Source organism: Undibacterium sp. WLHG33 (assembly GCF_049544815.1).
GTDB lineage: Bacteria > Pseudomonadota > Gammaproteobacteria > Burkholderiales > Burkholderiaceae_D > Undibacterium.
Map to the genome: position 1 here is coordinate 679,822 of NZ_CP186697.1, position 25,677 is coordinate 705,498.

Below are 25,677 nucleotides of genomic sequence, written 5' to 3' on the forward strand. Positions count from 1 at the left end.
CTCAATACCTTAATGTTAAGCTTCGCGGTGATAGGTAATATTAAATAAACTAATCGTTCTGGTTTCCAGCCAGAGTCAGCAATCAATGAGTGCTATTTGTCGATGCCACATCAGTATGTACTAGAATTTGCTGCCCTGTCAGATGTCGGACGGGTACGGAAGCATAACGAAGACGCCATCGTTGTCTGTGCGGATTACGGTTGCGCGGTGCTTGCTGACGGTATGGGAGGGTATCAGGCGGGAGAAGTCGCCAGCGCTATGACAACGCAAGTCGTTGCTGACTATCTCTGCGAAAAACTGGATTCTGCCTGGTATTCAAAGTTGGGTTTTCAGTCAATTCATGTATCGCGCTGGATGTCAGACGCTATTGTTCTGGCAAACCGCCAGGTCGTGCAGACTTCACGGGAAAATCCAGAATGTTTTGGTATGGGGACAACAGTCGTTGCAGCGTGCTGCATTCAGGATAAGATTTTGTTCGCACACGTCGGCGATTCCAGGGCATATCGTTATCGTCACCATGTGTTGACAAGAATGACGGAGGATCACTCCGTTCTTCAGGATCAGATCAATGCTGGCTTAATTACAGAAGCCCAGGCACGTTTTTCATCAATCAAAAATTTGATTACGCGAGCCGTAGGTATTCAGGACAACATCGAAATTGACCTGAGTGTTCATCAGTCAGAAGATTCTGATATTTATATGCTTTGCTCTGACGGATTGACAGACTTGCTTGATGATCACCAGATTCACGCAATGTTACAGCGATATGCAGATGATTTATCTGTCTGCTGCAGAGCATTGGTTGATTCTGCAAACATCGAGGGTGGTTTCGATAACATATCGGTTGTTTTGTTCAGGTTAAAGGCGGTACATAGTCCGTCCTGGATTCAAAAGCTGTTATTCCGGCAATCTTTGGAAAATTGAATAAGTGAGAGGATGTATGGCGAAGATCATCGTCACCTTTAATGGGTTGGTGCAGCAAGAAGTCAGTATAAACAAATCCCGTATTACGATAGGTCGACGCGTCGGGAACGATATAGTTATCGATCACCTGACAGTCAGTGGTCAACATGCAGCGATTGATACTACACCGAATGGTTCTTTTGTTCTTGACCTGGGTAGTACCAATGGCACTCTGGTTAATAATCAGCCAGTCAAGAAGCATCTACTTCAGCACGATGATGTTATCGATATTGGCAAGTACAAACTGCGCTTTCAGGTAGAAAAGAGCGCTCAGGTCACGCCAGTCTCTTCCGCGGTTTCAGGGCAGCAGGCTCCGGCTAAGATAAAAGTGCTCAACGGCGCCAATGCTGGTAAAGAGCTGTTGCTGACAAAAGCCGTGACGACGGTTGGTAGTCCGGGGGCGCAAGTCATCGCCATCGCAAGACAAGCTGACCGGTATATTGTCCGGCATGTAGAAGGAAAAGAATTTCCAAAGGTGAATGGGCTATTACTGTCAGACCAGCCTCATGTGCTGCAGCAGGGGGACGTGATTGATATCAGTGGCACACATATGCAATTTGATATTTAGTTGTCATAAAAATAAATTGCTCGTGTTTTTAGTTTAATTAATTGACAAAAAATGTCATGCATTGACATTTGGCGTCACTTTTTTAGATGTATTTGACTCATATCAACAGGAATTGCCTTGTGTGACTTAATGTTAAATAGCTGGCACACAGTTTGCTGTGAGAAATCGCAGGGTCTTTTTTTTAATTGTTATCCGGAGAACTAATATGAAATCTATGAAATTGGTTAAAAAAGTACAACAAGGTTTTACTTTGATCGAATTGATGATCGTTGTCGCGATTATCGGTATTCTGGCTGCAGTGGCGTTGCCTGCATACAATGATTACACAACACGCGCTCAGGTTTCTGAGGCAGTTGAGTTGCTTGGCGGTTTGAAGTCACCGTTGTCCGCTTATGGTTACGAAAATAATGCTTGGCCTACTTCGTTGGTTGCTGCTAATCCAACTGCAACACAAATCGTTGCAACATTGACAGGTAAGTATTCTGCTGTGACAGCAACAGTTGACGGTACATTCCCAACAGGTACTACTGTTGCGACAATGTCAGCTGGTCAGGCTAAAGACAAGCTGGTTAAATTCAAAACTACGGATGGTGGTCAGACTTGGAGTTGTACAAGTGCCGGTGCTGGTACTACTGTTGACATCAAGTGGTTGCCACAAGCATGTAAGTAATTTGTGTTTTGCTGTCTGATGAAAGGTGCTGTTTTCGGCACCTTTTTTTTCGAGTTGTTTCTTGCCGAGAGATTGCCATGTATAAACAGCGGTTTCAAAGAGGTTTTACCCTGATCGAACTGATGATTGTGGTTGCAATTATCGGTATTTTGGCCGCAATAGCATTACCTTCATACCTGGATTACACGACGAGGGCTCAGGTCGCGGAAGCTGTCGAGTTGATCGGGGGAGTGAAGGGGCCGATCGCCGTTTATGGGTATGAAAATAAAGAATGGCCGGGTTTAGTGGAAAAAGATCCAGATGCAAAACAGATTAATGTTGCTCTGGTTGGTAAGTACTCAAAAATTAATAGCTCAGTACAGGGTACTTATCCAGAAGGAAGTATCACCTCTGTAATGACCTATGGTCAGGCAGAAACTAAGAAATTGGTATTTAAAACCCCGGATGGTGGAAAAATCTGGGATTGCAGCGCCAGCGCTGGTACTGATATCGAATTGAAGTGGCTGCCTCAGGCATGTAAATAAGCTACTGTTGATGAAGCCTGATTTTTGTTGTGTCTGAACTCAATTTTTGTCTGTCTGAGATACTCAGCATTGAGGTGGATTAGTTTACAATCCATATCAGAGAAAGACCATTGCTGCGCAATGATCGTCATCGTTGTATTTTCTTAATCTTGTAACCAAAGGCATTCACACTGAGTGCTTTTTTTTTGTTTATTGGCAGCTTGATTATGTCTGGATTAGTTTTCCGCTTACGTGCATCAGGGTTGCATTTACTGGTATCCGCCATCATTGCCACTATGGTCGCTGGAACTATTTTATTTTTGTGGTATCCCGGTCAATACGCAGATATCTGTGGAGGGATGCAGCTGATATGGATAGTGATTTCTGTCGATATTGTTTTGGGGCCATTACTGACATTCGTGGCGTTTGATCAAAAGAAGAAAAAAGCAGAGTTGTTACGTGATATTCTTGTGATCAGTATTTTGCAGGTGTCAGGCCTGACCTACGGCGCTCACGTGGTCTATATCGCACGCCCGGTTGCGATGGTCTTTGAAGGTTCGCAGTTTCGTGTCGTGACGGCGAATGATGTTGATATCAATGAGTTGCCTCAGGCACGTGCGGATATGCGCAGTCTGTCTCTGACAGGGCCTGTATTATTGGGTGTCCGCGATTATAAAGATGCAGTCGAAAAATCTGATGCTGCTTTCCGCGCTTTTTCGGGCTATGACATTGGTACCAGACCTTCTTTTTGGCAACCTTATGCTGACTCTCAGACCAAGGTTTTGAGCGTTGCCAGAACCCTTGATACCTTAATTAAAAAATATCCGGAAAGTAAGCTCGAAATAGAGCGTCAACTGAACAAGACTGGTCATACAATTGCTAATGCAAAATTTTTACCAGTATTAAGCCGTGGTACCGATTGGTTGGTCGTCATTGATAGCAGCACAGCGAAGCCTTTGTTTTTCTTGAAGAAAGACGGCTTTTTCTGATTCTCACATTTGTGAAGTAGTTAATTTTTCTTTCAAAGGCCGGGGCTCGTTAGGTCGCATCGCATTTATAGATGCGGCAGACTTCATGTCTGGCTGAAACTGAAGCCTGGTTCCAGGGACGCTAATGTCAAATAAAAATAATATTAATTATGCGATTCTCGGGATGAGTATCGCTTTTTCTTACCTGTTGCCAATTCATATACATCCTTTACGCACGTTTTATCAGGATGCCATTGTCATTCTTGGCCTGTTGTTGACCATATTCAGTTTATCTTTGAATGAGCAACTGAAGCTGCGTTTCAGTGGACTATGCCTGATCAGCACGGGCATTGTAGTCGCTATTTTTTGCCAGTTTTTTTTCGGGAATTCGCAGGATATTGAAGACTTGTTGATTCCTTCTTTGTATTTGCTTTTACTTCCTTTTGCTTATTCTGTCGGAGCTTCTTTATCTGCAGAAAGAGAACTGGCGGAAAAATTATGCTTCGCGTTTGCTTATGCTTACCTTATCGCAGGATTGCTCTCCGTTGCGATGCAGATTGTACAAGTGACTGGTTTGCATATCGACACGCTGGTGATGTTCATCCCTAAAGCGGTCTTTTTCCCCCGTCCGTACGCGAATGTCGCGCAGCCTAATCAGTTGGCGCTCATGCTCTGTTTTGCGCTTGCATCGACATGGTTCTTGTATAGCAGAATGAAAATAAGCAAGGGATTGGCTGTCGCAGGCACTGGCGTACTGATCATTGGCTTAGTGTTGACGCAATCGAGAATTGGCTGGATCATTCTGCCGCTGTTTTGTTTCTATATCTGGAAGACGCAGATTGCAGAAAACGGTCAACAGATACCTAAGGTGATTTTAATATTATTGCCAGTGGTCTATTTTCTGATGGTGTTTAGCTTGTCTTTCATCATCAGTCATTTCGGTTTCTCAGGTGGCTCAGTAGCGGAGCATGTCGGCGGCAGATCCGAGCGCATGGGTTTATGGAGGCAAGCCTGGTCAATGGCGGCTCATCATCCTTGGTCTGGTGTTGGCTGGAGTGGCTTTGGTCCGGCACAGGTGAGTATTGCGGCAGATTTTCCGTCGTCCACTTATGCTGAGCATGCGCATAACATTGTGCTGAATTTTGCTGCGGAATTAGGCTGGCCTTTGACGGTGTTGGTTTTTGTCGGTCTGGCCTGGTGGTTTTATCGCGCTGGTCTGCAACCGGTAAAGACGTCAGCGAGACAGTTTGCTGTTCTGTGTCTGATTGGGGTGTTTGTTCACAGTCTGGTTGAGTTTCCTCTATGGTATGGATACGTGTTGTTCCCGACGGCGATATTGATGGGCATGTTACATCAGATGCGCTGGCCGGAAGGGGGCGTTATGCTTCCGAAAGCACTGATTACTCCGGTTGTGGCGTTGGCAGTCTTTTTCATGGGAGCCGTCACCTGGGATTATCAGCGCGTGGTGAAAGGATTTAACGTTCTGCGATGGGAACAGTCAGGTACCAAGGTCGATTTGCATGCGTTGGAACAGCCTGAGTTCACTCTCTTTCCACAGTTTTTCGCTTATTTTAAGTTAATGAAGACAGAGCCAGCAGAAGGTATGTCCGCAGAGACAATCGCCTATGCAGAGCATTGGACTCCTCGTTTCGGCTTTGTGCATATCTTAAATAAAATGGCTGAGATTTATGTCCTGAATGGTTCTCCCAAAAAAGCAGAACGGATGATGCAAACCTTGCAGCGCTTACATCCAGATCTTTATCCCGAATATTTTGATTATTGGAAAGCAAAAGGCAATATTGATGTGCGATATCGCGATGTTTTTGTGAATATGCCAAGGCGCGATGCGCCGTGAGCATCGCGACTCTTATACCGGTTGGTCTGCCAGACTCACCCAATCGCCTGACTTTCCACCGTGTTTTTCAAGTACACGGACGTCGCTGATCACCATGCCACGATCCACTGCCTTGCACATATCATAAATCGTCAGTAAGCCGATTTGCGTGGCGGTGAGCGCTTCCATTTCAACGCCGGTTTTTCCTAAGGTTTCGACCTGAACAATACATTCAACCGAAGATGTTTTTTCTGCAATGTTAAAATCGACGTTGACACGGGTCAGCGCCAGTGGATGGCATAGTGGGATCAGGTCGCTGGTTCGTTTTGCTGCCATAATTGCCGCAATACGTGCGATCCCGAGTACATCGCCTTTTTTGGCAGACCCTTGCTGAATAATGGCGAGCGTCTCTGGTTTCATTCGTATATTCCCTGCCGCGATGGCAATACGATGCGTGTCTTTTTTTTCTGCGACGTCGACCATATGTGCCTGACCTGTTTGGTTAAAATGTGTCAGACCGGAATTCGGGGCTTCAGTAGTCATATTTAGGGTGAAAAGTTGAAGATATTCGGAGTGTTTCCATCAGCGGGTCATGATAGCACCGCAGAATCAAAAAAGAACCTCATGAAGAAAAAGCTGTTCTCTTACGGCTTGCTGGCTTTCGTTGCATTATCGCCGGTTCCGTTCGCATCACCAGCAGCAGAGGCGCAAAATTTACCTACTTTGGGTGACACTTCCCGTGAGGAATTATCGCCACTCATGGAGCGCAAATTAGGTGAACAAATCATGAACAGTGTCCGGCGTGATCCGGATTTCATGGAAGATGGGCCTGTTTCTGATTATCTGAACCGGTTAGGCAATAAGATGCTGGAAGCGCGTCCTGATGCGAGGGGGGAGACGACCTATGATTTTGAGTTTTTCGCGGTACGTGATCCGGTGTTAAATGCATTTGCATTTCCGGGTGGTTTTATCGGCTTTCACTCCGGCTTGATTTTGGCCGCGCAATCGGAGTCCGAACTGGCATCAGTTATGGGGCATGAAATCGGACATGTCGCACAACGCCACATCGCCCGCATGCTCACGAGTCAGAAATTTGACTCTTTTATTCCGCTGGCCGCTCTGGCGCTGGCCGTGCTTGCTGCGCGCACCAGTCCTGATGCGGCGATGGCTGTAGCCATGGGGGGGCAGGGGCTGGCAATACAGCGTCAACTCAATTTCAGTCGTGAAGCAGAGCGTGAGGCAGACCGGGTTGGTTTTCAGATTTTAAATGACAGTGGTTTTGATACGGCAGGCATGGTCAGTTTTTTTGGCCGCTTACAAGCTTCGATGCGTAACTACACCGATAATGCCCCGGCCTATTTGCGCAGCCATCCTTTAACCAGCGAGCGTATCGCCGATATACAGGCGAGAATGCTCGATCAGCGCTACCGACAGCGCGCCGACAGTCTGGAGTTCTATCTGACCAAGGCACGCATACGTGTGCTGCAGGATCCGACCATACAAGGTCTGATGGATGCCAAAGTATTTTTCGATACGCAAATCAGATCTGAGAAAGAAGAGGACAAAATTGCTGGTGCTTACGGACTTGCATTTGCTGCTTTTAAACAGATGGATTTTGTGAAGGCCAGAGTTTTACTGGAACAAGCGCGGACCCGGCTGGAAAAATCGCACGCGAACAAAAATACATTAAATACCGGCAGCATGTTCCCCAGTCTGGAGATCGATATTCTGTTGGGAAGCAAACAGTTTGAACAGGCGGCAGCGACTGCAGAAAAGGCAATACAGCAGTTACCGTTGTCGCGTGGGCTGGTGTACCAATATGTTGAGGCATTGTTATCTGCCAAGAAATATGAGACCGCCGGAACCTACCTGAGGGATCAGCTGGTGATGTACCGGCAGGATGCGAAACTTCAGAATTTGCTGGCCAAAGTATACGCCGCTCAGGGAAAACAAGCCCTGCAACATATCGCTCTGGCCGAAGCCTATGCGATTCAGGGCAGTTGGTCGGCAGCGATACAGCAACTTGATATCGCCAGAAATGAGAAGGATGCGCAATACTACGAATTATCAGTGATTGATGCGCGCGAACGGGAATGGAAAGAGCAGCACAAAGAAGAGTTGGCTGAAGAACGCAAGCGCAAATAGGTGCGTAAAGCGATCATGCAGATGGATGGTCAGCTGCAGGATAGGATTTGAAACCCAGCGTCAGCATTAAGTCTGCGAGTTCATTCTTTGCGACAGGAATCGCGTAGTCGCTTTTTCCTTGATAATGCCACATAAGTTGTGGGTTGCTATTGCTCTGGTTTGTCTGCTCCAGCCATTCCATGAACTCGTCATCATTCAGCAGCCGCTTGTTTTCATACAAATAACCGCTCACCTCTGCGAGGTCACGGTCGTCTAATTGCGCCAGTATCGTATTCGACCGGAGGATCAGATTTCCTTCTGAATTAAAAAATGCAGCATCTGGCAGCGGCAGCGTATCTCCCGTGTGCAGCGTGAAGCCGGTCGCGGATGTACGGGCAATATACGGGGTTGCTGCCAGATCTACATACACTTTCTGCGGGCCATTCTGGAAATACCACTGACCTTTGTCATCGTGCTGATAATTACGGTTAATAAAATTTAACAAGCTGGGGTGGCGGATGATGTCGCCCTGCAGATTGAGTGCCTGGCAGCGTGCGTCACGCATACGCCAGTTACCGCGTGCATCGAGTGCCAGCCAGCCATAACAAGCCGGAACATTAGGCCATTTTGCGATGGCTGCTTTGACGATGTCATCCATGTGTTGCCTGGTCAAAAAAGTGAAGGATTTTCTGTGGCAGCCAGTCAAGCTGACCGGGGATATTTCCGCTCACGAAGCCTACGTGGCCACCATGCTCAGGATAGTCGAGCTGCACACATTTTGCTGCAGTCAGCGGCAGGTACCGTCCGGGAAGAAAAGGATCATTTTTTGCGTTCAGCACCAGCGTGGGAATCGTAATGTCGTTCAGCACGTGTTTTGCACTGGCGCGATACCAATAATCGTCAGTATCCAGATAACCATGTAAAGGGGCGGTAACGACATTATCAAATTCGTATAAATTTTTTGCTTCAAGTAAGCGATTTCGATCAAACAATCCCGGAAATTGCTCCAGCTTGAGCATACATTTCGGCTTCAATGTTTTTAAAAACATACGGGTGTACAGCATGTTGATGCCGCTTGATAATGAAGCGCCGCCTTGTGCCAGATCTAATGGTGCAGAAACGGCACAGGCAGCATCTACGATTGCTGCCTGTTGCTGCGATTCGCCGATCCAGCGCAATAAGGCATTACCGCCCAGCGATACGCCGGCAGCAAAAAACTGCGCTGCTCCATTGGTTGCCGAATGTTGTGCATGCAGGCGGCGAATGATCCAGTCAAGCTCTTCAGCATCGCCAGAATGGTAAAAGCGTGGCGCCTGATTCAGCTCACCTGAACAGCCGCGGAAATGCGGAATTGCTCCTGACCAGCCGCGTGCCTGAATAGCCGCCATCAATGCGCGGGCATAGTGGCTGTCGCTCGATCCTTCGAGTCCGTGAAACAATACAACGAAAGCTTGTCCCGGTTTTCCATCAACAAAATCAACGTCGATGAAATCCTGGTCTGGTGTTTGCCAGCGTTCCCGGCGGAAGCTCACCGCTGGCTTGCGGATGCATGTGGCGGGATAAATTGTTTGCAAATGACCACCGGGTAGCCAGGCAGGAGCCAGATATTTCATCGCAATAGGTCAATCAGTTTCAATGCAGAACACTGGCTTTAAATAAATCCAGTGGTGCTTTGCCTGCAGCAACCGACGCATGATGCATAGTGATGCGCCAGCCGTGCGGAGTTTTAAGATAGACATTGGTCGCCAGAATATGGATGTCCGGCATGTTGTCACTGGTCTTGTCTGTTTTCTCAATCACGCTGTGCACAGCGGTCATCACGTTATGCGTAGCATGCAGTTGCGTGGTATGAAGCTGCACACTGCCTCGTTCAAAAATAGCTTCGAAAGAAGCACGTATTGCAGCATGTCCTATCAGGCGCGGCGCACCGGGATGGATGCAGACGATTTCTTCGTCGTCAGCCCATAGCGCCATCAGTGCATCGAGGTCGGCGCGGGCGAGGGCAGCATAAAATGCCGCTTCTGCTTCCTCCGGGGTGCCGTTAAATTGCTTTTTGGCTGGCATAGACGTGAGTCAATCAATGTCCTTTGACGACGGTACCCGGCGCTAACTTATATTGGGTGCCGCAGTAGGAGCAGGTAGCCGAGCCGCCGTGGGATAAGTCCAGGAAAACACGGGGATGCGAAGACCAGAGCGGCATAGCAGGATTCGGGCAGTAGGCTGGCAAATCTTTGGCTTGCAGCTCGACAACGTTATTCGCGGTGGTAGATGTGGTCATGATGATTCCATAAAGTTAAAACGGCAGATAAGAATTTTAACGGATTCCGGTAGCTTACTGTCGCCTGATCAGCGTGCTTTTTGATTCAACGGTAAAATCGCGGACTTTTCTATTGCAAAAAATCTCATGTCATTTGAATCTGATCAAGCCGCTACCAGGGCAGCGCTGAAAGTGGGCGCGCCCACCTGGTTCGGTGTCGGTGCATGGGGGCTGGTGGTCGGTGTCGCGATGATTAAGGCGGGACTGACCGTGCCGCAGGCTCTGGGAATGACGCTGATTGTCTTCGCTGGTTCGGCACAGCTGTCGTCTTTGCCACTGATAGCGGCACACGCGCCGCTATGGGTTATTTTCCTGACAGCCCTGGTCGTCAATCTGCGCTTTGTGATTTTTTCCGCGATATTAGCCCCGCATTTCTCACATCTGCCGTGGCGTACCCGCGCCTGGCTAGGGTATTTATCCGGTGATTTTTCCGTTACTTTGTTCATACAGCGTTTTCCTGAATTTGCCGATGCAAAAGGAAAGCTTGCTTATCTGAAGGGACTTATTTTTCCCAACTGGACTGCGTGGCAGCTTGGTTCGGTGATCGGCGTTCTGCTCGGCAGTCAGGTACCGGCAAGCTGGGGACTGGGCTTCGCGGGCACACTGGCGATACTCTGCATCATGCTGCCGCTGACGATGAACCGCGCCGCAGCGGCAGGGGTGCTGGTGGCCGGTGTCGTGGCAATACTCGCATTTGGTATGCCATACAAGCTGGGGCTTTTACTCGCAGTGGTGATTGGCATGGGAATAGCAATGTTGGTCGAAGAATGGAGTGAATCACGTCGTGACCGACAAAATGGAGAAGGCAAGCAATGAGCGCCCTTGATATCTGGCTGGTTATTTTCTTATTGTTTCTGGCAACCTTTATCGCCAGAAGCAGTTTCTGGCTGGCAGGAAACCGAGTTCAATTACCCAAGCGCGTACAGGAAGCCCTGCGCTACGCACCTGCCTGTGCGCTGGCGGCGATCATCGTGCCGGATTTGCTACTGACCGAGGCGCAGGTGGACGTCGGCTGGCATAATCCGCGTCTGATCGCCGGAGTGTTCGCCACAGCCTTCTTTCTGATCCGCAAAGATATGCTGCAAACCATTATTTTTGGCATGCTGGTATTCACGCTGGCACGGCTTTATCTCTGAATTTGTGCATACATCACTGGTATGCATGCAATTCACCCTGAAAACGCTGTGGCAGGCGCTGGGGCTTTGGTAAAATAGCGGTTTATTCCGCGTCAGCAACAATACGGATGGTCAACAGTGAAGGACTACATTTCTCGCCGTTGGCTGCGCTGGCCGGCAGACTGCTTTTTAACTTTGCCCCCATAGACTACGATGCAATTCAACCGACTCAGCGATCTGATCGCCGCTAATCAGCTTCAAGGCAAACGTGTTTTTATCCGTGCCGATCTTAATGTGCCACAAGACGATAACGGGCATATCACTGAAGATACGCGTATCCGCGCTTCTGTGCCTGCCATAGAACAGGCGTTGAAAGCCGGTGCAGCTGTCATGGTGACATCCCATCTCGGGCGCCCGACCGAAGGTGAATTCAAACCGGAAGACACACTGGCACCCGTTGCCGTGCGCTTGTCGGAACTGCTGGGCGTGCCTGTGACGCTGAAGCAAAACTGGTTAGACGGGGTTGAGGTTGCTCCTGGCCAGGTGGTATTACTGGAAAACTGCCGCGTCAATAAAGGCGAAAAGAAAAATGACGATGCGCTGGCGCAGAAAATGGCAGCGTTGTGCGATGTCTATGTGAACGATGCATTCGGTACTGCTCACCGCGCCGAAGCAACAACGCATGGCATTGCAAAATTTGCGCCGATTGCCTGTGCTGGTCCTTTGTTGTCAGCAGAGTTAGATGCGTTGGGTAAAGCGCTGGGTCATCCGGCACGCCCGCTTGTTGCGATCGTGGCAGGCTCCAAAGTATCGAGTAAGCTGACTATCCTCAAATCGCTCGCAGATAAAGTTGATAACCTGATCGTCGGCGGCGGTATTGCAAATACTTTTATGCTGGCTTCTGGTCTGAAAATCGGTAAATCTCTGGCGGAAGCTGATCTGGTCGAAGAAGCCAAAGCCATCATCGATATGATGGCGAAACGTGGCGCTTCCGTTCCTATTCCTACCGATGTAGTGTGTGCAAAAGAATTCTCACCGACCGCAGCGGCGACGGTAAAAGCCGTTGCTGATGTCGCCGATGATGACATGATTCTGGATATCGGCCCTGCGACTGCAGCCTTGCTGGCTGAGCAGATTAAAAAGTCCGGAACCATCGTCTGGAACGGCCCGGTCGGCGTATTTGAATTCGATCAGTTCGGCAACGGTACTAAGGTATTAGCGCAGGCCATTGCGGATTCAGCCGGGTTCTCGATTGCCGGCGGTGGAGATACACTGGCAGCCATTGCAAAATACGACATAGCAGATCACGTTGGTTATATTTCTACCGGTGGTGGTGCGTTCCTTGAGTTTTTGGAAGGCAAGACTTTACCAGCGGTTGAAATACTGCTGCAACGTGCCGCGAAATAAGTAATGTCTTTGCTGTTGACGTTGATCGTCATTTAAGCTTCATCTTATAAAAAATAGAGTTCAGGAGACCAGATGCTGCGTGCAACCAAGATAGTCGCTACGATAGGCCCCGCGTCTAATGATGTGGCGACTCTCAGACGCATGATCAAGGCAGGCGTGAATGTTGTGCGCCTGAATTTTTCTCATGGTAAGGCGCAGGATCATATTGACCGGGCTGCGATGGTGCGTCAGGCTGCGGCTGAATGTGGCTGTGAAGTTGCGATCATGGCTGATCTGCAGGGGCCTAAAATCCGTATCGGCAAGTTTGAAAACACGCGTATTGAGCTTGCCGAAGGCGACCGGTTCATACTGGATGCCGACTGCAGCCTTGGCAATCAGGAGCGTGTCGGCCTGGACTACAAAGCCTTGCCGCGCGACGTCCGCGCGGGTGATATTTTGCTGCTCAACGACGGCCTGATCGTGCTGCAGGTGGAACGGATTGCTGGTAACGAGATTCATACCATCGTGAAGATTGGTGGTGAGCTGTCGAACAACAAAGGAATCAATCGTCAGGGCGGCGGTCTGACTGCACCTGCGCTGACGGTGAAAGACATGGAAGACATCAAGACAGCGATGTCCTTTCAAGCCGATTACGTCGCCGTTTCCTTTCCTAAAAATGCGACAGATATGGAAATGGCGCGGCATTTATCGAACATCGCTGGCGAAGCCTATAATCATAAGCCGATGATGATCGCCAAGATTGAGCGTTCAGAGGCGATCCCGTTGTTGCAGGAAATTCTCGATGCATCCGATGGCATCATGGTCGCGCGCGGTGATCTGGCGGTCGAAGTCGGTAATGCCGCTGTGCCTGCGCTGCAAAAACGCATGATCAAGATGGCGCGCGCGTCAAATAAGCTGGCGATTACCGCGACCCAGATGATGGAATCCATGATCGTGAATGCGGTACCGACGCGTGCAGAAGTGTCCGACGTCGCTAATGCGGTACTGGACGGTACGGATGCCGTGATGGCATCGGCCGAAACGGCTTCAGGTAAATATCCGGTCGAGACGGTGGAAGCCATGTCGGCCATTTGTCTCGATGCCGAGAAATTTCAGGAATCTAAGCTCGATTCTGATTTTATGAATCTGGCGTTTACCCGTATCGATCAGTCGATTGCATATGGCGCATTATTTACCGCGCATCATCTTGGAGTGAAAGCGATTGTTGCGCTGACGGAGTCGGGTTCGACAGCTTTGTGGATGAGCCGTCACAGCATTAACGTACCCTTGTTTGCGCTGACACCGAGTGTGGCCACTCAGCGCAAAGTCGCGCTGTATCGTAATGTCAGCACGTTCAATTCGCCGTACTCGACTGATCGCGATGTCGTGCTGAAAGCAGCGGAAGCGGTCTTACTGAAAAAAGGTTTTGTCAGTCAGGGCGATAAGATCGTCGTGACTTGGGGCGAACCTATGGGACAGGTTGGTGGCACGAACGCAATGAAAATAGTGAAAGTCGGCGACAACTGAGTTTGTCAGGTTAAATTTTTTAATAGTACTTCTGGAGTTAATTATGCCTCTCGTATCCATGCGTCAATTGCTGGACCACGCCGCCGAAAACGGCTACGGTTTGCCTGCGTTCAACGTCAATAATCTGGAACAAGTCACCGCGATTATGGAAGCCGCCAATGAAGTCGGTGCGCCGGTGATCATGCAAGCTTCTGCCGGTGCCCGTAAGTATGCCGGTGAAGCATTCCTGCGCCACCTGATCGAAGCTGCGGTTGAAGCGTATCCGCATATTCCTGTGGTCATGCATCAGGATCACGGACAATCGCCAGCTGTGTGTATGGCGGCAATTAAATCCGGCTTCACTTCTGTGATGATGGATGGCTCGCTGATGGAAGATGGTAAGTCAGTTGCCAGCTACGAATACAACGTGGAAGTGTCGCGCGAAGTGGTGAAATTTTCTCACTCTATCGGTGTGACTGTCGAAGCAGAACTCGGCGTGCTCGGTTCACTCGAAACCATGATGGGCGACAAGGAAGATGGTCATGGTGCTGATGGCAAAATGACGCGTGAACAATTGCTGACAGACGTACAGCAGGCCGCTGATTTCGTGAAACAAACTCAATGTGATGCACTCGCGATTGCGATTGGTACATCACACGGCGCGTATAAATTCTCGCGCAAGCCAACCGGCGATATTCTGGCGATAGACCGCATCAAAGAAATCCACGCCCGCATTCCTAACACTCATCTGGTGATGCACGGTTCGTCTTCCGTACCACAAGAATTGCTCGAAGAAATCCGTCAGTTTGGCGGCGACATGAAAGAGACCTATGGCGTGCCAGTGGAAGAAATCGTTATCGGCATCCAGAACGGCGTGCGCAAAATTAATATCGATACCGACATTCGTCTGGCGATGACAGGTGCGATTCGTCGTTACATGTTTGAAAATCCGGGCAAATTTGATCCGCGTGATTACCTGAAACCAGCACGCGAAGCCGCTAAACTCGTGTGTAAAGCGCGTTATCTGGCCTTTGGTTGTGAAGGTCAGGCGGCGAAGATCAAGCCTATGCCTCTCGAAAAAGTTGCAGAGCAATACAAAAAAGGCGCGCTGGCGCAAATCGTCAACTAAGCTGATGTCACATCTCAGGGCGCAGAGTATGCGCCCTGCGCATTTTTGCTGAATCAAAATTGTTGCACCGTGAGGTGCTGAAAAAATCATGACTACCCAAATTCATTCCACTCTTCATTCGCTGCCATTATTAGGTCGTGGCAAAGTTCGTGATAACTACGCTGTCGGCGACGATAAATTGCTGATCGTTACCAGTGATCGTTTATCGGCATTCGATGTCATCATGAATGAGCCAATTCCGGATAAAGGCCGCGTTCTGAATCAGATGGCGAATTTCTGGTTTAAAAAACTGGGACATATCGTGCCGAATCATCTGACCGGTATTGCGCCTGAGAGTGTGGTGGCTGCCGATGAAGTAGAACAGGTTCGCGGTCGCTCGGTCGTCGCTAAACGCCTGAAACCAATCATGGTGGAAGCCGTGGTACGTGGTTATATCATTGGTTCCGGCTGGAAGGATTATCAGGAAACCGGCGCAATTTGCGGTATTACTTTGCCGGCGGGTCTGCCACAGGCAGCCAAGCTGCCAGCGCCGATTTTTACGCCCGCGGCGAAAGCGGAAATGGGCGAGCATGATGAGAACATCAGTTTTGCCAAAACCGAAGAACTGATCGGTAAAGAACTGGCGGCAAAAATCCGCGATATCAGTATTCAGCTTTACACTGAAGCGGCAGATTATGCAGCAACGCGCGGCATTATTATTGCCGATACCAAGTTTGAATTCGGTCTGGATGACAATGGTGTTCTGCATCTGATGGACGAAGTGCTGACAGCGGATTCCTCTCGTTTCTGGCCTGCAGATTCGTACGCGACTGGTATTTCGCCACCATCGTTTGATAAGCAATTTGTACGCGATTATCTGGAAACCATTACCAGCTGGAATAAAACCGCACCGGCACCGGCATTACCGGAAGAAGTGATCCAGAAGACTGCAGCGAAATACCGTGAAGCGCTGGAGCGTCTGACTGGTGAGACTTTGAAGGCATAACATGACGCAAGTGAATAAAGCAGTGGTGGGCGTCGTGATGGGCTCCTCTTCCGATTGGGATGTGATGCAAAACGCCGTCGCGATATTAAAGGAATTCGGTATTCCGTTTGAGGCGCAGGTGGTATCTGCACACCGCATGCCGGATGAAATGTTCCGTTATGCGGAGACAGCGCGCGAACGTGGTATCCGCGCCATCATCGCGGGCGCTGGCGGCGCGGCGCATTTGCCAGGCATGATTGCAGCAAAAACCATCGTGCCGGTATTTGGTGTGCCTGTACCATCCAAATACCTGCGTGGCGAAGATTCGTTACTGTCGATCGTGCAGATGCCAAAAGGCATACCGGTCGCGACATTTGCGATCGGCGAAGCAGGTGCGGCGAATGCGGCGCTGGCAGCCGTCGCGATGCTGGCGACAACCGATGAGGCATTAGCACAAAAGCTGATCGATTTTCGCGTTAAACAAACCCAGGTTGCCCGCGACATGGTGTTGCCGGTCTGAGGATGCTGTCAGGCGTTGACATTGCTCATCGCCTGCGTTGCTGCGAGGGAGATGTGATAAGACATCATTGCTCTTGTGTGACGTTCCGGCGTGATTTTGTGCCGGATGTTTACTGAGCAGGTTGACGCCGGGTACTGAAGTTATTTTAAGTCTCCTGAACCTGGTTGTTCCTGTCAGTGATCATCAGGTGTTTTATATACTCCGGGGGAGTATTTATATTCCCCCTTTGTTTTTGCTGACGTTAGCAGCTTTTTTGTATTTTAAGGGGGGAGTATATGTACTTCTCCTCTTTATTCCCGTAATCGTTGGCGATGCCCGGGCATCGCGTCACTTTCATCAGACATCATGAATATCGACAAACAAGTACGTCCGCGGCAAGCTCTGTTACCAAATACAGATAAAAGCTGCCTCGGCATTATGGGTGGTGGTCAGCTGGGACGCATGTTTGCGCATGCAGCACAGGCCATGGGTTACAAGGTTGCCGTGCTGGAACCGGAAGCTGGTTGCCCTGCCGCACAAGTCGCCGAACATCACGTGCAGGCAGATTACGATAGTGCCGACGGTTTGCAGGCATTGCTGGCGCTGACGAAACATATTTCGACTGAATTCGAAAACGTCCCTGCTGACAGTATGAGAGAACTGGCGCATGGCGGTTTCGTTTCCCCTTCCGGCGATTGCGTGTCGATTGCACAGGACAGGCTGATAGAAAAGCGTTTCTTTACCCGTTGCAGTCTGCGTACCGGTATTTTCCCGACGCCGCACTGGGGTATTTCGCACCGGGAAGATGTCGATAGTGCCAAAGAAGATTTATTGCCCGGTATTTTAAAAACCGTACGGCTCGGTTATGACGGTAAAGGGCAGGCACGTGTCCGTAACCGCGAAGAACTGGCTGCAGCGTTTGTCAGCATGCGTGGTCAGGCCTGTGTGCTCGAAAAAATGCTGCCACTGGCTTATGAAATTTCCGTGCTGGTCGCACGTGGCGTGGATGGTCAGGCCGTGGTTTATCCTATCGCTGAAAATGTGCATCGCGACGGCATTCTGTTCACGACGCTGGCGCCGAGTCCGAGCGTATCTGCCGAAGTCGCCGATGCTGCGCAAAAAGCCGCACTGACGATCATCGAAGAACTTGGTTACGTCGGCGTGCTGTGCATAGAATTTTTTGTGCTGACGGATGGCAGTCTGGTGGTCAACGAAATGGCACCACGTCCGCATAACAGTGGTCATTACACCATTGATGCCTGTAATACCAGCCAGTTTGAACAGCAGGTACGTGCTCTTGCGCAGTTACCGCTGGGCGATGTGCGTCAGCATTCACCCGCAGCGATGCTGAATATTCTCGGCGACGTCTGGTTCAGCGGCAGCAGCGACACGCCACGTGAACCTGCCTGGGATCAGATACTGGCGATACCGGGTGCGCATCTTCATTTGTACGGCAAAGCGGAAGCACGGCGCGGGCGTAAGATGGGACATGTCACTTTTGTTGCGTCGACGATGGCCGAAGCAAAAGCGGCACTGCATCAGGCATGCGGTATTTTAGGTCTGGCAGCACCGGAGCAGGCATGAGTGTAGTGGCATCAACACCGGACGCAATTGCCGCCGCTGCACTGGCACTGGAGGCTGGCCGTCTGGTCGCATTTCCGACTGAAACCGTCTATGGCCTCGGGGCCGATGCTGAAAACCCTGCCGCAGTCGCTGATATTTATAAGGCCAAGGGACGTCCATCGGATCATCCTGTGATCGTGCATGTTGCTCCCGGTGCCGATATCCGTTATTGGGCAAAAGATATTCCGCAAGAAGCGGATCAACTGATTGCCGCATTCTGGCCGGGACCGCTGACGCTGATTTTAAAGCGCGCTGAGCATATTCCCGATGCCGTTTCCGGTGGACAGGATACGGTAGGTATACGCTGTCCTTCGCATCCGGTGGCGCAACAATTATTACTTGCTTTTAAAAACGGTAAAGGCGGCGTTGCTGCTCCTTCGGCAAACAAGTTTGGTCATGTCAGCCCGACGCTGGCGCAGCATGTGACCGAGGAATTTACGCAGGAAATTTTACCGGGTGGCCTGATTGCTGCCGTGCTTGACGGTGGTCAGAGTGAGGTAGGGATTGAATCGACGATCCTTGATCTTAGCCGTCTGGCGACACATGGCCCGGTATTGCTGCGCCCCGGACAGATCAGCAGCGCTCAGTTAGCGGAGGTGCTCGGTGTCACGCCAGCCAGCCCAGATGCCGCTGCACCGCGTGCTTCCGGCACACTTGATGCACATTACGCGCCGCAAACGCCAGTGGTACAGGTGGCTGCAGCTGAGCTCGATGACGTTGCTGTGCAATTGCGGGCCAGAGAAAAAACGATCGCCTTGCTCAGTTATCAACCACATGCGGGAATCGTCGCGCTGGCTGAGCGTCAGCTACCGGCTGATGCCGCTGGTTACGCCCATGACTTGTATGCTGGCTTGCGCGAGCTCGATCATGCGCAGGCGGATCTGATTCTGGTGGAAGCTGTACCGCAGGATAAGGCATGGCAGGGCGTGAATGACCGCTTACGGCGGGCAGCATTCGATTCGCGGGATGTTTTGCAAAAGATTCTGCACGCCTGATCTGATTACATCGGTAGCGATACTCAGTCAGTGTGCTCAGTATTGTTGCGATGTTTATTTATAGATGATTTTCATCGCCAGGATAAACATCGCCAGCGTCAGCGTCACCGCGTTCGCAATAATGATGGGCCAGGCGTGTAACAGTATGCCGTAGATCATCCACATGAGTACGCCGCATACCATGATGATGTACATGCCTGTGGACACGCCTTCGGCACGTTTGTGTCGCCAGGTCAGCCAGGCTTGCGGCACAAATGCCCCGGTGGTCAGGCAGGCGGCGATATAACCGATCACGTCGGATGTGATTGTCAACATGGCGGCTTATTCAGAATCAGCGTGGATAAACTGGCCACCGTGGAAAATCAGCGGCGCTTGTTGGGTGAATTCGCAATGTTCAACTTCGCCAACAAAAATGACATGATCCCCTTCGGGATAGCGGCTGCGGTTATGACATTCAAACCAGGCCGAGGCACCTTTCAGTATAGGATGGCCGGTACGTGACAGGGTGTATTCGACCCCCTCGAACCTGTCGGTTTTGCGACTGGCAAACTGCTCTGCCAGCCAGGCTTGCTGAGCGGACAGCACGTTAACAACATAGTGTGAATTACCGCTGAAGACTGGCATGCTGCTGGCAGCATTAGCCAGGCTCCATAAAACCAGTGGCGGTTCGAGTGACACGGAGTTGAACGAACTGGCGGTAAGACCGAGGAACTGCCCGTTTGCCAGCCTAGTGGTTATAACGGTCACACCGGTTGCAAACTGAGACAGAGCGTGGCGGAAGTGGCGGGTATCAAAATCACGTTTTTCGGCGCGGGGAGAGCGGGTATGCATCAGTCATCCATCAATTTTTGCGACATTATCCCAGATTTTGCGGTGACCGTTGATCTGTGGCAGGTATTCCCTCTAAGGGCTGACGACTGTGGTAAACTTGCGCCCTTGTCAGAATCTGGATTCATACTTTAAGTAATTGATTCCTTTGAATTTTTTTATTTTATTTCAGGACTTGCTCAAAACTGTCGCTGCGGTGTGATCGAGACTGATCGTGCTGTGACGGCCTGAGTTTTCAAGCTTTGCCGGAACGATAGTGTTTCCGTTTCTTACCTTTGAATGAAGTGATAAATATGTTACTGACTACAATTTGCCAACGCCTTAGTTTATTGCTGGCCTTGTTAGGTCTGACATGCTCAGTCTTTGCGCAAGGCGTGACACAGCGTCAGTTCCCGCCTAACGCCTTGCGTGGTGTGCTCGATATGTCCTCGTATCCTGATGTGCGCATGGATGACAAACCGCGTCATCTCGCTCCGTCCAGCCGCATTTACAATACGGATAATCTGATCGTGCTGGCAGCCACCCTGGATGCGCCGAAAATTATCGTGAATTACACAGAGAATTCTTTCGGTGATATTGATAAGGTGTGGATACTGACCTCGGATGAAATGCCGAAACAATTACCTAAGCCAGAAGTCTGGGCACCGATACCGTTTAAAAATCCGGAAATTAAGTAAGTTTCCGCCAGTTGTTTTATTGCGGTCGGCCGATGCACGGATAATCTGAGTCTGAGAGTTGTATTCCTGCTGAGCGAATGTCCTGCGAATGTTGTGCCTTTACGCATACGTCCTGAGTCCGGCAATTACCCGCTGCGATGCCTGCTTTCAGAATGCGGGCTGTTTTACAGAAAAGAATGATGCAAAAAAAAGTATTTATTAAAACCTTTGGCTGCCAGATGAATGAGTATGACTCAGACAAAATGGCCGACGTGTTGAATGCCGCCGATGGTATGGTGAAAACCGATACCCCTGACGACGCTGACGTGATTCTGCTTAATACCTGCAGCGTGCGGGAAAAAGCGTCCGAGAAAGTGTTTTCGGATCTGGGGCGTCTGCGTGAACTCAAGCGTAAAAGACCTGAGCTGCTGATCGGTGTTGGCGGTTGTGTCGCCTCGCAGGAAGGCGATGCGATCATCAAGCGGGCGCCTTATGTGGACGTGGTATTCGGTCCGCAAACTCTGCACCGGCTGCCGCAACTTATTGATGCACGCCGCGTGTCCGGCCGCTCGCAGGTCGATATCAGTTTTCCGGAAATTGAAAAATTTGATCACATGCCACCGGCGAAGGTGGAAGGCGCCACGGCCTACGTTTCTATTATGGAAGGCTGCAGCAAATATTGCAGTTACTGCGTGGTTCCTTATACCCGCGGTGAAGAAGTATCGCGCCGCTTTGAAGATGTGCTGGCGGAAGTTGCTGGTCTGGCTGAACAGGGCGTCAAAGAAATTACCCTGCTGGGGCAGAACGTGAATGCCTACCGTGGCGTGATGGAAGACGGCGAGATTGCTGACTTTGCTTTGCTGATTGAATATATAGCGGAATTTCCGCAGATAGAACGGATTCGTTTCGTGACCAGCCATCCGAAAGAATTCACACAAAGACTCATCGATTGCTATGCAAAAGTACCGAAGCTGGTGAATCACTTATACCTCCCTGCGCAACACGGATCAGACCGTATTTTGTCGGCAATGAAACGTGGTTATACCGCAATCGAATACAAATCTGTACTGCGTCGCCTGAAGCAGGTGCGTCCTGAAATGTCAGTCTCGTCTGATTTTATCGTCGGTTTCCCCGGTGAGACAGATGAAGATTTCAATGCCCTGATGAAGCTGATTGATGATGTCGGTTTCGATAACAGCTTCAGTTTTATTTTCAGCCCGCGCCCGGGTACGCCTGCCGCTAATCTGGCCGATGATACGCCAGCGGAACTGAAATTACGCCGCTTGCAGACCTTGCAGGCGGTGATCGATGCGAACACCAAGAAATACAGCAACGCGATGATAGGGACGGTGCAACGCATTCTGGTTGACGGGCCTTCGGTCAAAGATCCGAATGAGTTACAAGGCCGTACTGAAAATAATCGCGTGGTGAATTTTGCCGGCGGCAAAGAATTGATAGGGACACTGGTGAATACGCGCATTACCGAATCCTATAATTACTCTTTGCGTGGTGAATTGCTTGACGAGACTGTGACTGCATGATGGCAAAAACTCCGGTGCCCGTTTCTCATTTTATTCCGCAACCGCTGGATAACACGCGCCTCGCTCATTTATGTGGTCCACTGGATGAAAATTTGCGTCAGATTTCAGCCGCGCTGGATGTGACAATTTTTCGTCGCGGCGAAAAATTCATTATCAGCGGACACAACGCTGAACGGGCGCTGGAATTACTGGAGCAGTTCTATTTGCTGGCAAAAAAGCCGGTGTCGGTGGATGAAGTGCAATTGGCTTTAGTCGAGCAGACTGCGCATCAGAATCAGAAAATGCCACCGCTTGCGGCAGTCGAAGATTTTACTGAAGAAGCAAGCGCGGGGGAGCTGGAAAGTCCGGTACTGAAAACCCGCCGCAGTGATTTACGCGGCAGAACACCGCATCAGACTCAGTATCTGCGAGCAGTGGTCGAACACGACATTACATTCGGTATTGGCCCTGCCGGTACAGGTAAGACCTATCTCGCAGTTGCTTGTGCCGTTGATGCGCTGGAACGGGATGCCGTCAAACGGATTATCCTGACACGCCCTGCTGTTGAGGCTGGTGAGCGTCTGGGATTTTTACCGGGTGATCTGGCGCAAAAGGTTGATCCGTATCTGCGTCCTTTGTATGACGCCTTATACGATTTATTAGGGTTTGACCGGACGCAGAAAATGTTTGAGAAGCAGGTGATAGAAATTGCACCGCTGGCTTATATGCGTGGACGCACTTTGAATCACGCCTTCATCATTCTCGACGAGGCACAGAACACCACGCCGGAACAAATGAAAATGTTTCTGACACGTATAGGCTTCGGCAGCAAGGCAGTTGTGACCGGTGACGCGACGCAGGTCGATTTACAGCGTGGTCAGAAAAGTGGCCTGATCGACGCGTGCCACGTGCTGAAAGATGTGCGCGGGATCGCCTTCACACAGTTCACCAGCGCCGATGTGGTTCGCCATCCTCTGGTCGGACGCATTGTTGATGCCTATGAAACGGCGAGTGCCGGAACCACTGCCCAGAACGCGGCACTGGGTTTATTAAAAAATACGACTCAATTCAGCTCCAATCATCATGGCAGAAAAAAATAACGCTAAACATAAACTGAACTTGTCGGTTCAATATGCAGACCCGCGCTTGCAAGAAATGTTGCCGCGCCCTTTGTTGCGTAAAACGGTACAGGCCGCCTTATATTTTCCGGCTGAACTGACCTTAAGATTTGTCGATGCTGAGGAAGGGCAGGTATTGAACCGTGATTACCGCGGTAAAGATTATGCGACTAATGTGCTGACGTTCGCTTATACCGAAGATGAAGATGCAGAAGTCACGCAGGCTGATATTATTTTATGCACCGACGTGCTGCAGAGAGAAGCGAGCGAACAGAAAAAATCCGTTGTCGAACATGCTCAGCACCTGATCGTTCATGGTGTCTTGCATGCACAAGGGTATGATCACGAAACGGATGAAGAAGCGGAAGAGATGGAAGCACTTGAGATCGAGATCCTTGCGGGTCTGGGTCTGGCCAATCCCTATCTGGACTGAGCTTTCGTATGAAAATACCACGCACTCACCAGCATCGTGGTCGCCGTATCAATATGGGGGGGCGCGATGTAGTTGCATTTGGCCTCGACAGACATTATCTGCAGGATATTTATTTTTATGCGATGACATCAAGCTGGGGCATGTTCTTTTTTGCCGCAGCGGTGGTCTATCTGATTTTCAATATGGTGTTTGCCGGTTTGTATGCAATCGGTGACCATCCGGTTGCAAATCTGACGCCGGATAATTTTCTCGGATATTTTTTCTTCAGCGTAGAGACGCTGGCAACGGTCGGCTACGGCAATATGCATCCGCAAACGGTGTACGCGCACGTGATTTCGACGGTGGAAATATTCATCGGTATGGCCAGTGTCGCGTTGACGACGGGTGTGATGTTTGCACGCTTCTCGCGTCCGCGTTCGAATATTATTTTCGCCGATCATCCCGTTTGCCACATGGTTGACGGGCGGCGTTTGCTGATGATACGGCTGGCAAATGCCCGTATGAATATCATCAGTGAAGCATCGGCCAAACTGCGTCTGGTCAAAAATCACACCTCGCCCGAGGCAGGCAGTTTCCGTAAAATTCTTGATCTGAAACTTGAACGTGACCATCATCCTATATTCAGTCTGGGGTGGACGGTGATACATGTGATCGACGAATCGAGTCCTTTGTACGGTTATACCAAAGAACAGTTGAATGAACTCAACGCAGCATTGGTGCTGAGTATTGAGGGGCTGGATGAAATGACAAATCAGAGTCAGCGGGCGCGTCATTATTATCCGTGCTCATCGATACGCTGGAATCATCGCTACGTCGATATTTTGAAGTTTCAAGGCGATACGGCGCATTTACATTATGCAAAATTTCATGAATCCGAGAATCTGGATGACCTGAGCTGAAGTATTGTCTGGCGGCTGACGCATGACAAGAAATCAAGCAAGTGTCGTTTTGCGGGTAATGCCGGCCGCCGCCATCTTTTTGTGAAATAAAAATGTGAGCGTCTTAACAAAATTTGGGAATCACGCATATTTGTTGTATTCTGTAGGATTGAAACAACGGCGTCATGCCTCCTATGCAAGAGCACTCTAGTAAGGTCAGATCACCTGACCTTAAACCCCACAGGTCATTGTTTGAACGATTGACCGCATTCATATCCCCAGAACCTGAAAATCGCGCTGAACTGTTAGAAGTTCTGACCGATGCACAAGAGCGCAATCTCATCGATGCCGATGCGCTGGCCATGATAGAAGGCGTATTTCAGGTCTCCGATCTCTCCGCCCGTGACATCATGGTACCGCGCGCCCAAATGGACGTTGTCGATATTTCCCGGCCTCTGGAAGAGTGGATGCCGGAGGTGCTGCGTACCGCACATTCACGTTTCCCCGCTATTGACGGTGATCCTGATAAAGTGGTCGGGATTCTGCTGGCGAAAGATTTATTGCGGTATTACGCCGAAGAAGTGTTCGATATCCGGGATATGCTGCGCCCTGTAATTTACATACCCGAGTCGAAGAGGCTGAATGTCTTGTTACGGGATTTTCGTGCCAACCATAACCATATGGCCATGGTGGTCGACGAGTACGGTGGCATCGCAGGTGTGATTACGATTGAAGATGTGCTGGAACAGATCGTTGGTGACATTGACGATGAATACGACTTCGATGAAGAAGAAGACAATATTCTGGCGCTGGAAAATAAAGGCAATGGCAAACGCTGGCGTATCAAAGGTCTGACTGAGCTGGAACAGTTCAACAGCGTTCTTGGCGTACATATGCCGGGGAATGAACTTGAAAGCATCAGTGACTTCCTTATCCGTCATCTTGGGCAGGTGCCGCACAAAGGTGACGAGTTTGAAATCGGCGGACTGCATTTTGAGGTCTTACGTGCTGATGCGGTTGAGGTACAGATTGTACAAGTTGAGCAGCGACCGGCAAATGCGTTGAAAGAATGAGGCTGGT

General features: G+C 50.0%; 29 protein-coding genes. 22 read left to right on the plus strand and 7 right to left on the minus strand.

Features of this window, described 5'->3' with window-relative positions:
* Nucleotides 1-102 precede the first annotated feature (102 nt).
* The 6 genes from ACOTSW_RS03125 to ACOTSW_RS03150 all read left to right on the plus strand — a co-directional run bounded on the left by ACOTSW_RS03125 (nucleotide 103) and on the right by ACOTSW_RS03150 (nucleotide 5,527).
* A complete protein-coding gene (locus tag ACOTSW_RS03125) occupies nucleotides 103-924 on the plus strand; it encodes a Stp1/IreP family PP2C-type Ser/Thr phosphatase (RefSeq protein WP_423682247.1) in 822 nt (273 codons plus the stop codon).
* A gap of 16 nt (nucleotides 925-940) precedes the next feature.
* Entirely contained in the window at nucleotides 941-1,531 is a 591-nt protein-coding gene (locus ACOTSW_RS03130) for an FHA domain-containing protein (RefSeq protein ID WP_423680943.1), read from the plus strand.
* Between the two features lie 205 nt (nucleotides 1,532-1,736).
* A complete protein-coding gene (locus tag ACOTSW_RS03135; RefSeq protein WP_423680945.1) occupies nucleotides 1,737-2,201 on the plus strand; it encodes a pilin in 465 nt (154 codons plus the stop codon).
* Nucleotides 2,202-2,278: 77 nt separating this feature from the next.
* Nucleotides 2,279-2,725 (plus strand): pilin, encoded by a 447-nt coding sequence (locus ACOTSW_RS03140; RefSeq protein WP_423680946.1) that lies wholly within the window; start codon nucleotides 2,279-2,281, stop codon nucleotides 2,723-2,725.
* Between the two features lie 206 nt (nucleotides 2,726-2,931).
* Nucleotides 2,932-3,693 (plus strand): TfpX/TfpZ family type IV pilin accessory protein, encoded by a 762-nt coding sequence (tfpZ, locus tag ACOTSW_RS03145; RefSeq protein ID WP_423680947.1) that lies wholly within the window; start codon nucleotides 2,932-2,934, stop codon nucleotides 3,691-3,693.
* Nucleotides 3,694-3,817: 124 nt separating this feature from the next.
* Nucleotides 3,818-5,527, plus strand: a complete 1,710-nt coding sequence (locus ACOTSW_RS03150; protein WP_423680948.1) for a Wzy polymerase domain-containing protein — start codon at nucleotides 3,818-3,820, stop codon at nucleotides 5,525-5,527.
* Nucleotides 5,528-5,539: 12 nt separating this feature from the next.
* On the opposite strand, the gene moaC is transcribed toward ACOTSW_RS03150, so the two are convergent.
* Nucleotides 5,540-6,049 carry a cyclic pyranopterin monophosphate synthase MoaC gene (gene moaC / locus ACOTSW_RS03155; protein WP_423680949.1) on the minus strand — a complete coding sequence of 170 codons (510 nt, stop codon included), beginning with the start codon at nucleotides 6,047-6,049 and terminating at the stop codon, nucleotides 5,540-5,542.
* An 81-nt stretch (nucleotides 6,050-6,130) separates the two neighbouring features.
* On the opposite strand from moaC, the gene ACOTSW_RS03160 reads away from it, so the two are divergent.
* Nucleotides 6,131-7,651, plus strand: coding sequence for a M48 family metalloprotease (locus ACOTSW_RS03160; RefSeq protein ID WP_423680950.1), 1,521 nt, complete (start codon nucleotides 6,131-6,133; stop codon nucleotides 7,649-7,651).
* Nucleotides 7,652-7,664: 13 nt separating this feature from the next.
* Here ACOTSW_RS03160 and ACOTSW_RS03165 read toward each other — a convergent pair whose 3' ends face one another.
* Genes ACOTSW_RS03165 through ACOTSW_RS03180 form a run of 4 tightly spaced genes read right to left on the minus strand, consistent with a single transcriptional unit; the run spans nucleotide 7,665 to nucleotide 9,908 of the window.
* Nucleotides 7,665-8,288 (minus strand): DUF2946 family protein, encoded by a 624-nt coding sequence (locus ACOTSW_RS03165; protein WP_423680951.1) that lies wholly within the window; start codon nucleotides 8,286-8,288, stop codon nucleotides 7,665-7,667.
* Nucleotides 8,281-9,243, minus strand: coding sequence for a YheT family hydrolase (locus ACOTSW_RS03170; RefSeq protein WP_423680952.1), 963 nt, complete (start codon nucleotides 9,241-9,243; stop codon nucleotides 8,281-8,283). Before ACOTSW_RS03170 ends, ACOTSW_RS03165 begins: the two co-directional genes overlap by 8 nt.
* 19 nt (nucleotides 9,244-9,262) lie before the next feature.
* Complete coding sequence (locus ACOTSW_RS03175) at nucleotides 9,263-9,694, minus strand: YybH family protein (RefSeq protein WP_423680953.1); 432 nt, start codon at nucleotides 9,692-9,694, stop codon at nucleotides 9,263-9,265.
* A gap of 13 nt (nucleotides 9,695-9,707) precedes the next feature.
* On the minus strand, nucleotides 9,708-9,908 hold the full coding sequence (locus ACOTSW_RS03180; RefSeq protein WP_423680954.1) for a zinc-finger domain-containing protein: 201 nt from the start codon (nucleotides 9,906-9,908) through the stop codon (nucleotides 9,708-9,710).
* A gap of 126 nt (nucleotides 9,909-10,034) precedes the next feature.
* Here ACOTSW_RS03180 and ACOTSW_RS03185 point away from each other — a divergent pair, with 126 nt between their 5' ends.
* The 9 genes from ACOTSW_RS03185 (at nucleotide 10,035) to ACOTSW_RS03225 (ending at nucleotide 19,164) form a co-directional block, all read left to right on the plus strand.
* On the plus strand, nucleotides 10,035-10,763 hold the full coding sequence (locus ACOTSW_RS03185) for an AzlC family ABC transporter permease (RefSeq protein ID WP_423680955.1): 729 nt from the start codon (nucleotides 10,035-10,037) through the stop codon (nucleotides 10,761-10,763).
* Complete coding sequence (locus ACOTSW_RS03190; RefSeq protein ID WP_423680957.1) at nucleotides 10,760-11,083, plus strand: AzlD domain-containing protein; 324 nt, start codon at nucleotides 10,760-10,762, stop codon at nucleotides 11,081-11,083. Before ACOTSW_RS03185 ends, ACOTSW_RS03190 begins: the two co-directional genes overlap by 4 nt.
* 192 nt (nucleotides 11,084-11,275) lie before the next feature.
* Entirely contained in the window at nucleotides 11,276-12,469 is a 1,194-nt protein-coding gene (locus tag ACOTSW_RS03195; RefSeq protein WP_423680958.1) for a phosphoglycerate kinase, read from the plus strand.
* 72 nt (nucleotides 12,470-12,541) lie between these two features.
* Nucleotides 12,542-13,975 (plus strand): pyruvate kinase, encoded by a 1,434-nt coding sequence (gene pyk, locus ACOTSW_RS03200; protein ID WP_423680959.1) that lies wholly within the window; start codon nucleotides 12,542-12,544, stop codon nucleotides 13,973-13,975.
* A gap of 43 nt (nucleotides 13,976-14,018) precedes the next feature.
* A complete protein-coding gene (gene fba, locus ACOTSW_RS03205; protein ID WP_423680960.1) occupies nucleotides 14,019-15,083 on the plus strand; it encodes a class II fructose-bisphosphate aldolase in 1,065 nt (354 codons plus the stop codon).
* Nucleotides 15,084-15,171: 88 nt separating this feature from the next.
* Nucleotides 15,172-16,068, plus strand: coding sequence for a phosphoribosylaminoimidazolesuccinocarboxamide synthase (locus ACOTSW_RS03210; RefSeq protein ID WP_423680961.1), 897 nt, complete (start codon nucleotides 15,172-15,174; stop codon nucleotides 16,066-16,068).
* 1 nt (nucleotide 16,069) lies between these two features.
* Nucleotides 16,070-16,567, plus strand: coding sequence for a 5-(carboxyamino)imidazole ribonucleotide mutase (purE, locus tag ACOTSW_RS03215; RefSeq protein WP_186896536.1), 498 nt, complete (start codon nucleotides 16,070-16,072; stop codon nucleotides 16,565-16,567).
* 345 nt (nucleotides 16,568-16,912) lie between these two features.
* Entirely contained in the window at nucleotides 16,913-18,130 is a 1,218-nt protein-coding gene (locus ACOTSW_RS03220; protein ID WP_423680962.1) for a 5-(carboxyamino)imidazole ribonucleotide synthase, read from the plus strand.
* Nucleotides 18,127-19,164 (plus strand): L-threonylcarbamoyladenylate synthase, encoded by a 1,038-nt coding sequence (locus ACOTSW_RS03225; RefSeq protein ID WP_423680964.1) that lies wholly within the window; start codon nucleotides 18,127-18,129, stop codon nucleotides 19,162-19,164. Before ACOTSW_RS03220 ends, ACOTSW_RS03225 begins: the two co-directional genes overlap by 4 nt.
* A gap of 54 nt (nucleotides 19,165-19,218) precedes the next feature.
* Here ACOTSW_RS03225 and ACOTSW_RS03230 read toward each other — a convergent pair whose 3' ends face one another.
* Nucleotides 19,219-19,479 (minus strand): SemiSWEET transporter, encoded by a 261-nt coding sequence (locus ACOTSW_RS03230; protein ID WP_423680966.1) that lies wholly within the window; start codon nucleotides 19,477-19,479, stop codon nucleotides 19,219-19,221.
* A gap of 6 nt (nucleotides 19,480-19,485) precedes the next feature.
* A complete protein-coding gene (locus tag ACOTSW_RS03235) occupies nucleotides 19,486-19,995 on the minus strand; it encodes a flavin reductase family protein (protein WP_423680968.1) in 510 nt (169 codons plus the stop codon).
* A 290-nt stretch (nucleotides 19,996-20,285) separates the two neighbouring features.
* On the opposite strand from ACOTSW_RS03235, the gene ACOTSW_RS03240 reads away from it, so the two are divergent.
* The 6 genes from ACOTSW_RS03240 to ACOTSW_RS03265 all read left to right on the plus strand — a co-directional run bounded on the left by ACOTSW_RS03240 (nucleotide 20,286) and on the right by ACOTSW_RS03265 (nucleotide 25,670).
* Nucleotides 20,286-20,669, plus strand: a complete 384-nt coding sequence (locus ACOTSW_RS03240; RefSeq protein WP_423680969.1) for a hypothetical protein — start codon at nucleotides 20,286-20,288, stop codon at nucleotides 20,667-20,669.
* A 179-nt stretch (nucleotides 20,670-20,848) separates the two neighbouring features.
* A complete protein-coding gene (gene miaB / locus ACOTSW_RS03245) occupies nucleotides 20,849-22,189 on the plus strand; it encodes a tRNA (N6-isopentenyl adenosine(37)-C2)-methylthiotransferase MiaB (protein ID WP_423680970.1) in 1,341 nt (446 codons plus the stop codon).
* A complete protein-coding gene (locus tag ACOTSW_RS03250; protein ID WP_423680972.1) occupies nucleotides 22,186-23,268 on the plus strand; it encodes a PhoH family protein in 1,083 nt (360 codons plus the stop codon). The genes miaB and ACOTSW_RS03250 overlap by 4 nt, the downstream gene beginning before the upstream one ends.
* Complete coding sequence (gene ybeY / locus ACOTSW_RS03255; RefSeq protein ID WP_423680973.1) at nucleotides 23,252-23,719, plus strand: rRNA maturation RNase YbeY; 468 nt, start codon at nucleotides 23,252-23,254, stop codon at nucleotides 23,717-23,719. Before ACOTSW_RS03250 ends, ybeY begins: the two co-directional genes overlap by 17 nt.
* Nucleotides 23,720-23,727: 8 nt before the next feature.
* On the plus strand, nucleotides 23,728-24,618 hold the full coding sequence (locus ACOTSW_RS03260) for an ion channel (RefSeq protein ID WP_423680975.1): 891 nt from the start codon (nucleotides 23,728-23,730) through the stop codon (nucleotides 24,616-24,618).
* Nucleotides 24,619-24,791: 173 nt separating this feature from the next.
* The gene (locus ACOTSW_RS03265; protein WP_423680977.1) at nucleotides 24,792-25,670 is read left to right on the plus strand and encodes an HlyC/CorC family transporter; all 879 of its coding nucleotides are present in this window, start codon (nucleotides 24,792-24,794) and stop codon (nucleotides 25,668-25,670) included.
* Nucleotides 25,671-25,677 lie beyond the last annotated feature (7 nt).

What these genes read in the sequence shown, in the direction of transcription:
- ACOTSW_RS03125 (WP_423682247.1), top strand. Translation starts at nt 103, where the DNA reads ATGCCACATCAGTATGTACTAGAATTTGCTGCCCTGTCAGATGTCGGA.
- ACOTSW_RS03130 (WP_423680943.1), top strand. Translation starts at nt 941, where the DNA reads ATGGCGAAGATCATCGTCACCTTTAATGGGTTGGTGCAGCAAGAAGTC.
- ACOTSW_RS03135 (WP_423680945.1), top strand. Translation starts at nt 1,737, where the DNA reads ATGAAATCTATGAAATTGGTTAAAAAAGTACAACAAGGTTTTACTTTG.
- ACOTSW_RS03140 (WP_423680946.1), top strand. Translation starts at nt 2,279, where the DNA reads ATGTATAAACAGCGGTTTCAAAGAGGTTTTACCCTGATCGAACTGATG.
- tfpZ (WP_423680947.1), top strand. Translation starts at nt 2,932, where the DNA reads ATGTCTGGATTAGTTTTCCGCTTACGTGCATCAGGGTTGCATTTACTG.
- ACOTSW_RS03150 (WP_423680948.1), top strand. Translation starts at nt 3,818, where the DNA reads ATGTCAAATAAAAATAATATTAATTATGCGATTCTCGGGATGAGTATC.
- moaC (WP_423680949.1), bottom strand. Translation starts at nt 6,049, where the DNA reads ATGACTACTGAAGCCCCGAATTCCGGTCTGACACATTTTAACCAAACA.
- ACOTSW_RS03160 (WP_423680950.1), top strand. Translation starts at nt 6,131, where the DNA reads ATGAAGAAAAAGCTGTTCTCTTACGGCTTGCTGGCTTTCGTTGCATTA.
- ACOTSW_RS03165 (WP_423680951.1), bottom strand. Translation starts at nt 8,288, where the DNA reads ATGGATGACATCGTCAAAGCAGCCATCGCAAAATGGCCTAATGTTCCG.
- ACOTSW_RS03170 (WP_423680952.1), bottom strand. Translation starts at nt 9,243, where the DNA reads ATGAAATATCTGGCTCCTGCCTGGCTACCCGGTGGTCATTTGCAAACA.
- ACOTSW_RS03175 (WP_423680953.1), bottom strand. Translation starts at nt 9,694, where the DNA reads ATGCCAGCCAAAAAGCAATTTAACGGCACCCCGGAGGAAGCAGAAGCG.
- ACOTSW_RS03180 (WP_423680954.1), bottom strand. Translation starts at nt 9,908, where the DNA reads ATGACCACATCTACCACCGCGAATAACGTTGTCGAGCTGCAAGCCAAA.
- ACOTSW_RS03185 (WP_423680955.1), top strand. Translation starts at nt 10,035, where the DNA reads ATGTCATTTGAATCTGATCAAGCCGCTACCAGGGCAGCGCTGAAAGTG.
- ACOTSW_RS03190 (WP_423680957.1), top strand. Translation starts at nt 10,760, where the DNA reads ATGAGCGCCCTTGATATCTGGCTGGTTATTTTCTTATTGTTTCTGGCA.
- ACOTSW_RS03195 (WP_423680958.1), top strand. Translation starts at nt 11,276, where the DNA reads ATGCAATTCAACCGACTCAGCGATCTGATCGCCGCTAATCAGCTTCAA.
- pyk (WP_423680959.1), top strand. Translation starts at nt 12,542, where the DNA reads ATGCTGCGTGCAACCAAGATAGTCGCTACGATAGGCCCCGCGTCTAAT.
- fba (WP_423680960.1), top strand. Translation starts at nt 14,019, where the DNA reads ATGCCTCTCGTATCCATGCGTCAATTGCTGGACCACGCCGCCGAAAAC.
- ACOTSW_RS03210 (WP_423680961.1), top strand. Translation starts at nt 15,172, where the DNA reads ATGACTACCCAAATTCATTCCACTCTTCATTCGCTGCCATTATTAGGT.
- purE (WP_186896536.1), top strand. Translation starts at nt 16,070, where the DNA reads ATGACGCAAGTGAATAAAGCAGTGGTGGGCGTCGTGATGGGCTCCTCT.
- ACOTSW_RS03220 (WP_423680962.1), top strand. Translation starts at nt 16,913, where the DNA reads ATGAATATCGACAAACAAGTACGTCCGCGGCAAGCTCTGTTACCAAAT.
- ACOTSW_RS03225 (WP_423680964.1), top strand. Translation starts at nt 18,127, where the DNA reads ATGAGTGTAGTGGCATCAACACCGGACGCAATTGCCGCCGCTGCACTG.
- ACOTSW_RS03230 (WP_423680966.1), bottom strand. Translation starts at nt 19,479, where the DNA reads ATGTTGACAATCACATCCGACGTGATCGGTTATATCGCCGCCTGCCTG.
- ACOTSW_RS03235 (WP_423680968.1), bottom strand. Translation starts at nt 19,995, where the DNA reads ATGCATACCCGCTCTCCCCGCGCCGAAAAACGTGATTTTGATACCCGC.
- ACOTSW_RS03240 (WP_423680969.1), top strand. Translation starts at nt 20,286, where the DNA reads ATGTTACTGACTACAATTTGCCAACGCCTTAGTTTATTGCTGGCCTTG.
- miaB (WP_423680970.1), top strand. Translation starts at nt 20,849, where the DNA reads ATGCAAAAAAAAGTATTTATTAAAACCTTTGGCTGCCAGATGAATGAG.
- ACOTSW_RS03250 (WP_423680972.1), top strand. Translation starts at nt 22,186, where the DNA reads ATGATGGCAAAAACTCCGGTGCCCGTTTCTCATTTTATTCCGCAACCG.
- ybeY (WP_423680973.1), top strand. Translation starts at nt 23,252, where the DNA reads ATGGCAGAAAAAAATAACGCTAAACATAAACTGAACTTGTCGGTTCAA.
- ACOTSW_RS03260 (WP_423680975.1), top strand. Translation starts at nt 23,728, where the DNA reads ATGAAAATACCACGCACTCACCAGCATCGTGGTCGCCGTATCAATATG.
- ACOTSW_RS03265 (WP_423680977.1), top strand. Translation starts at nt 24,792, where the DNA reads ATGCAAGAGCACTCTAGTAAGGTCAGATCACCTGACCTTAAACCCCAC.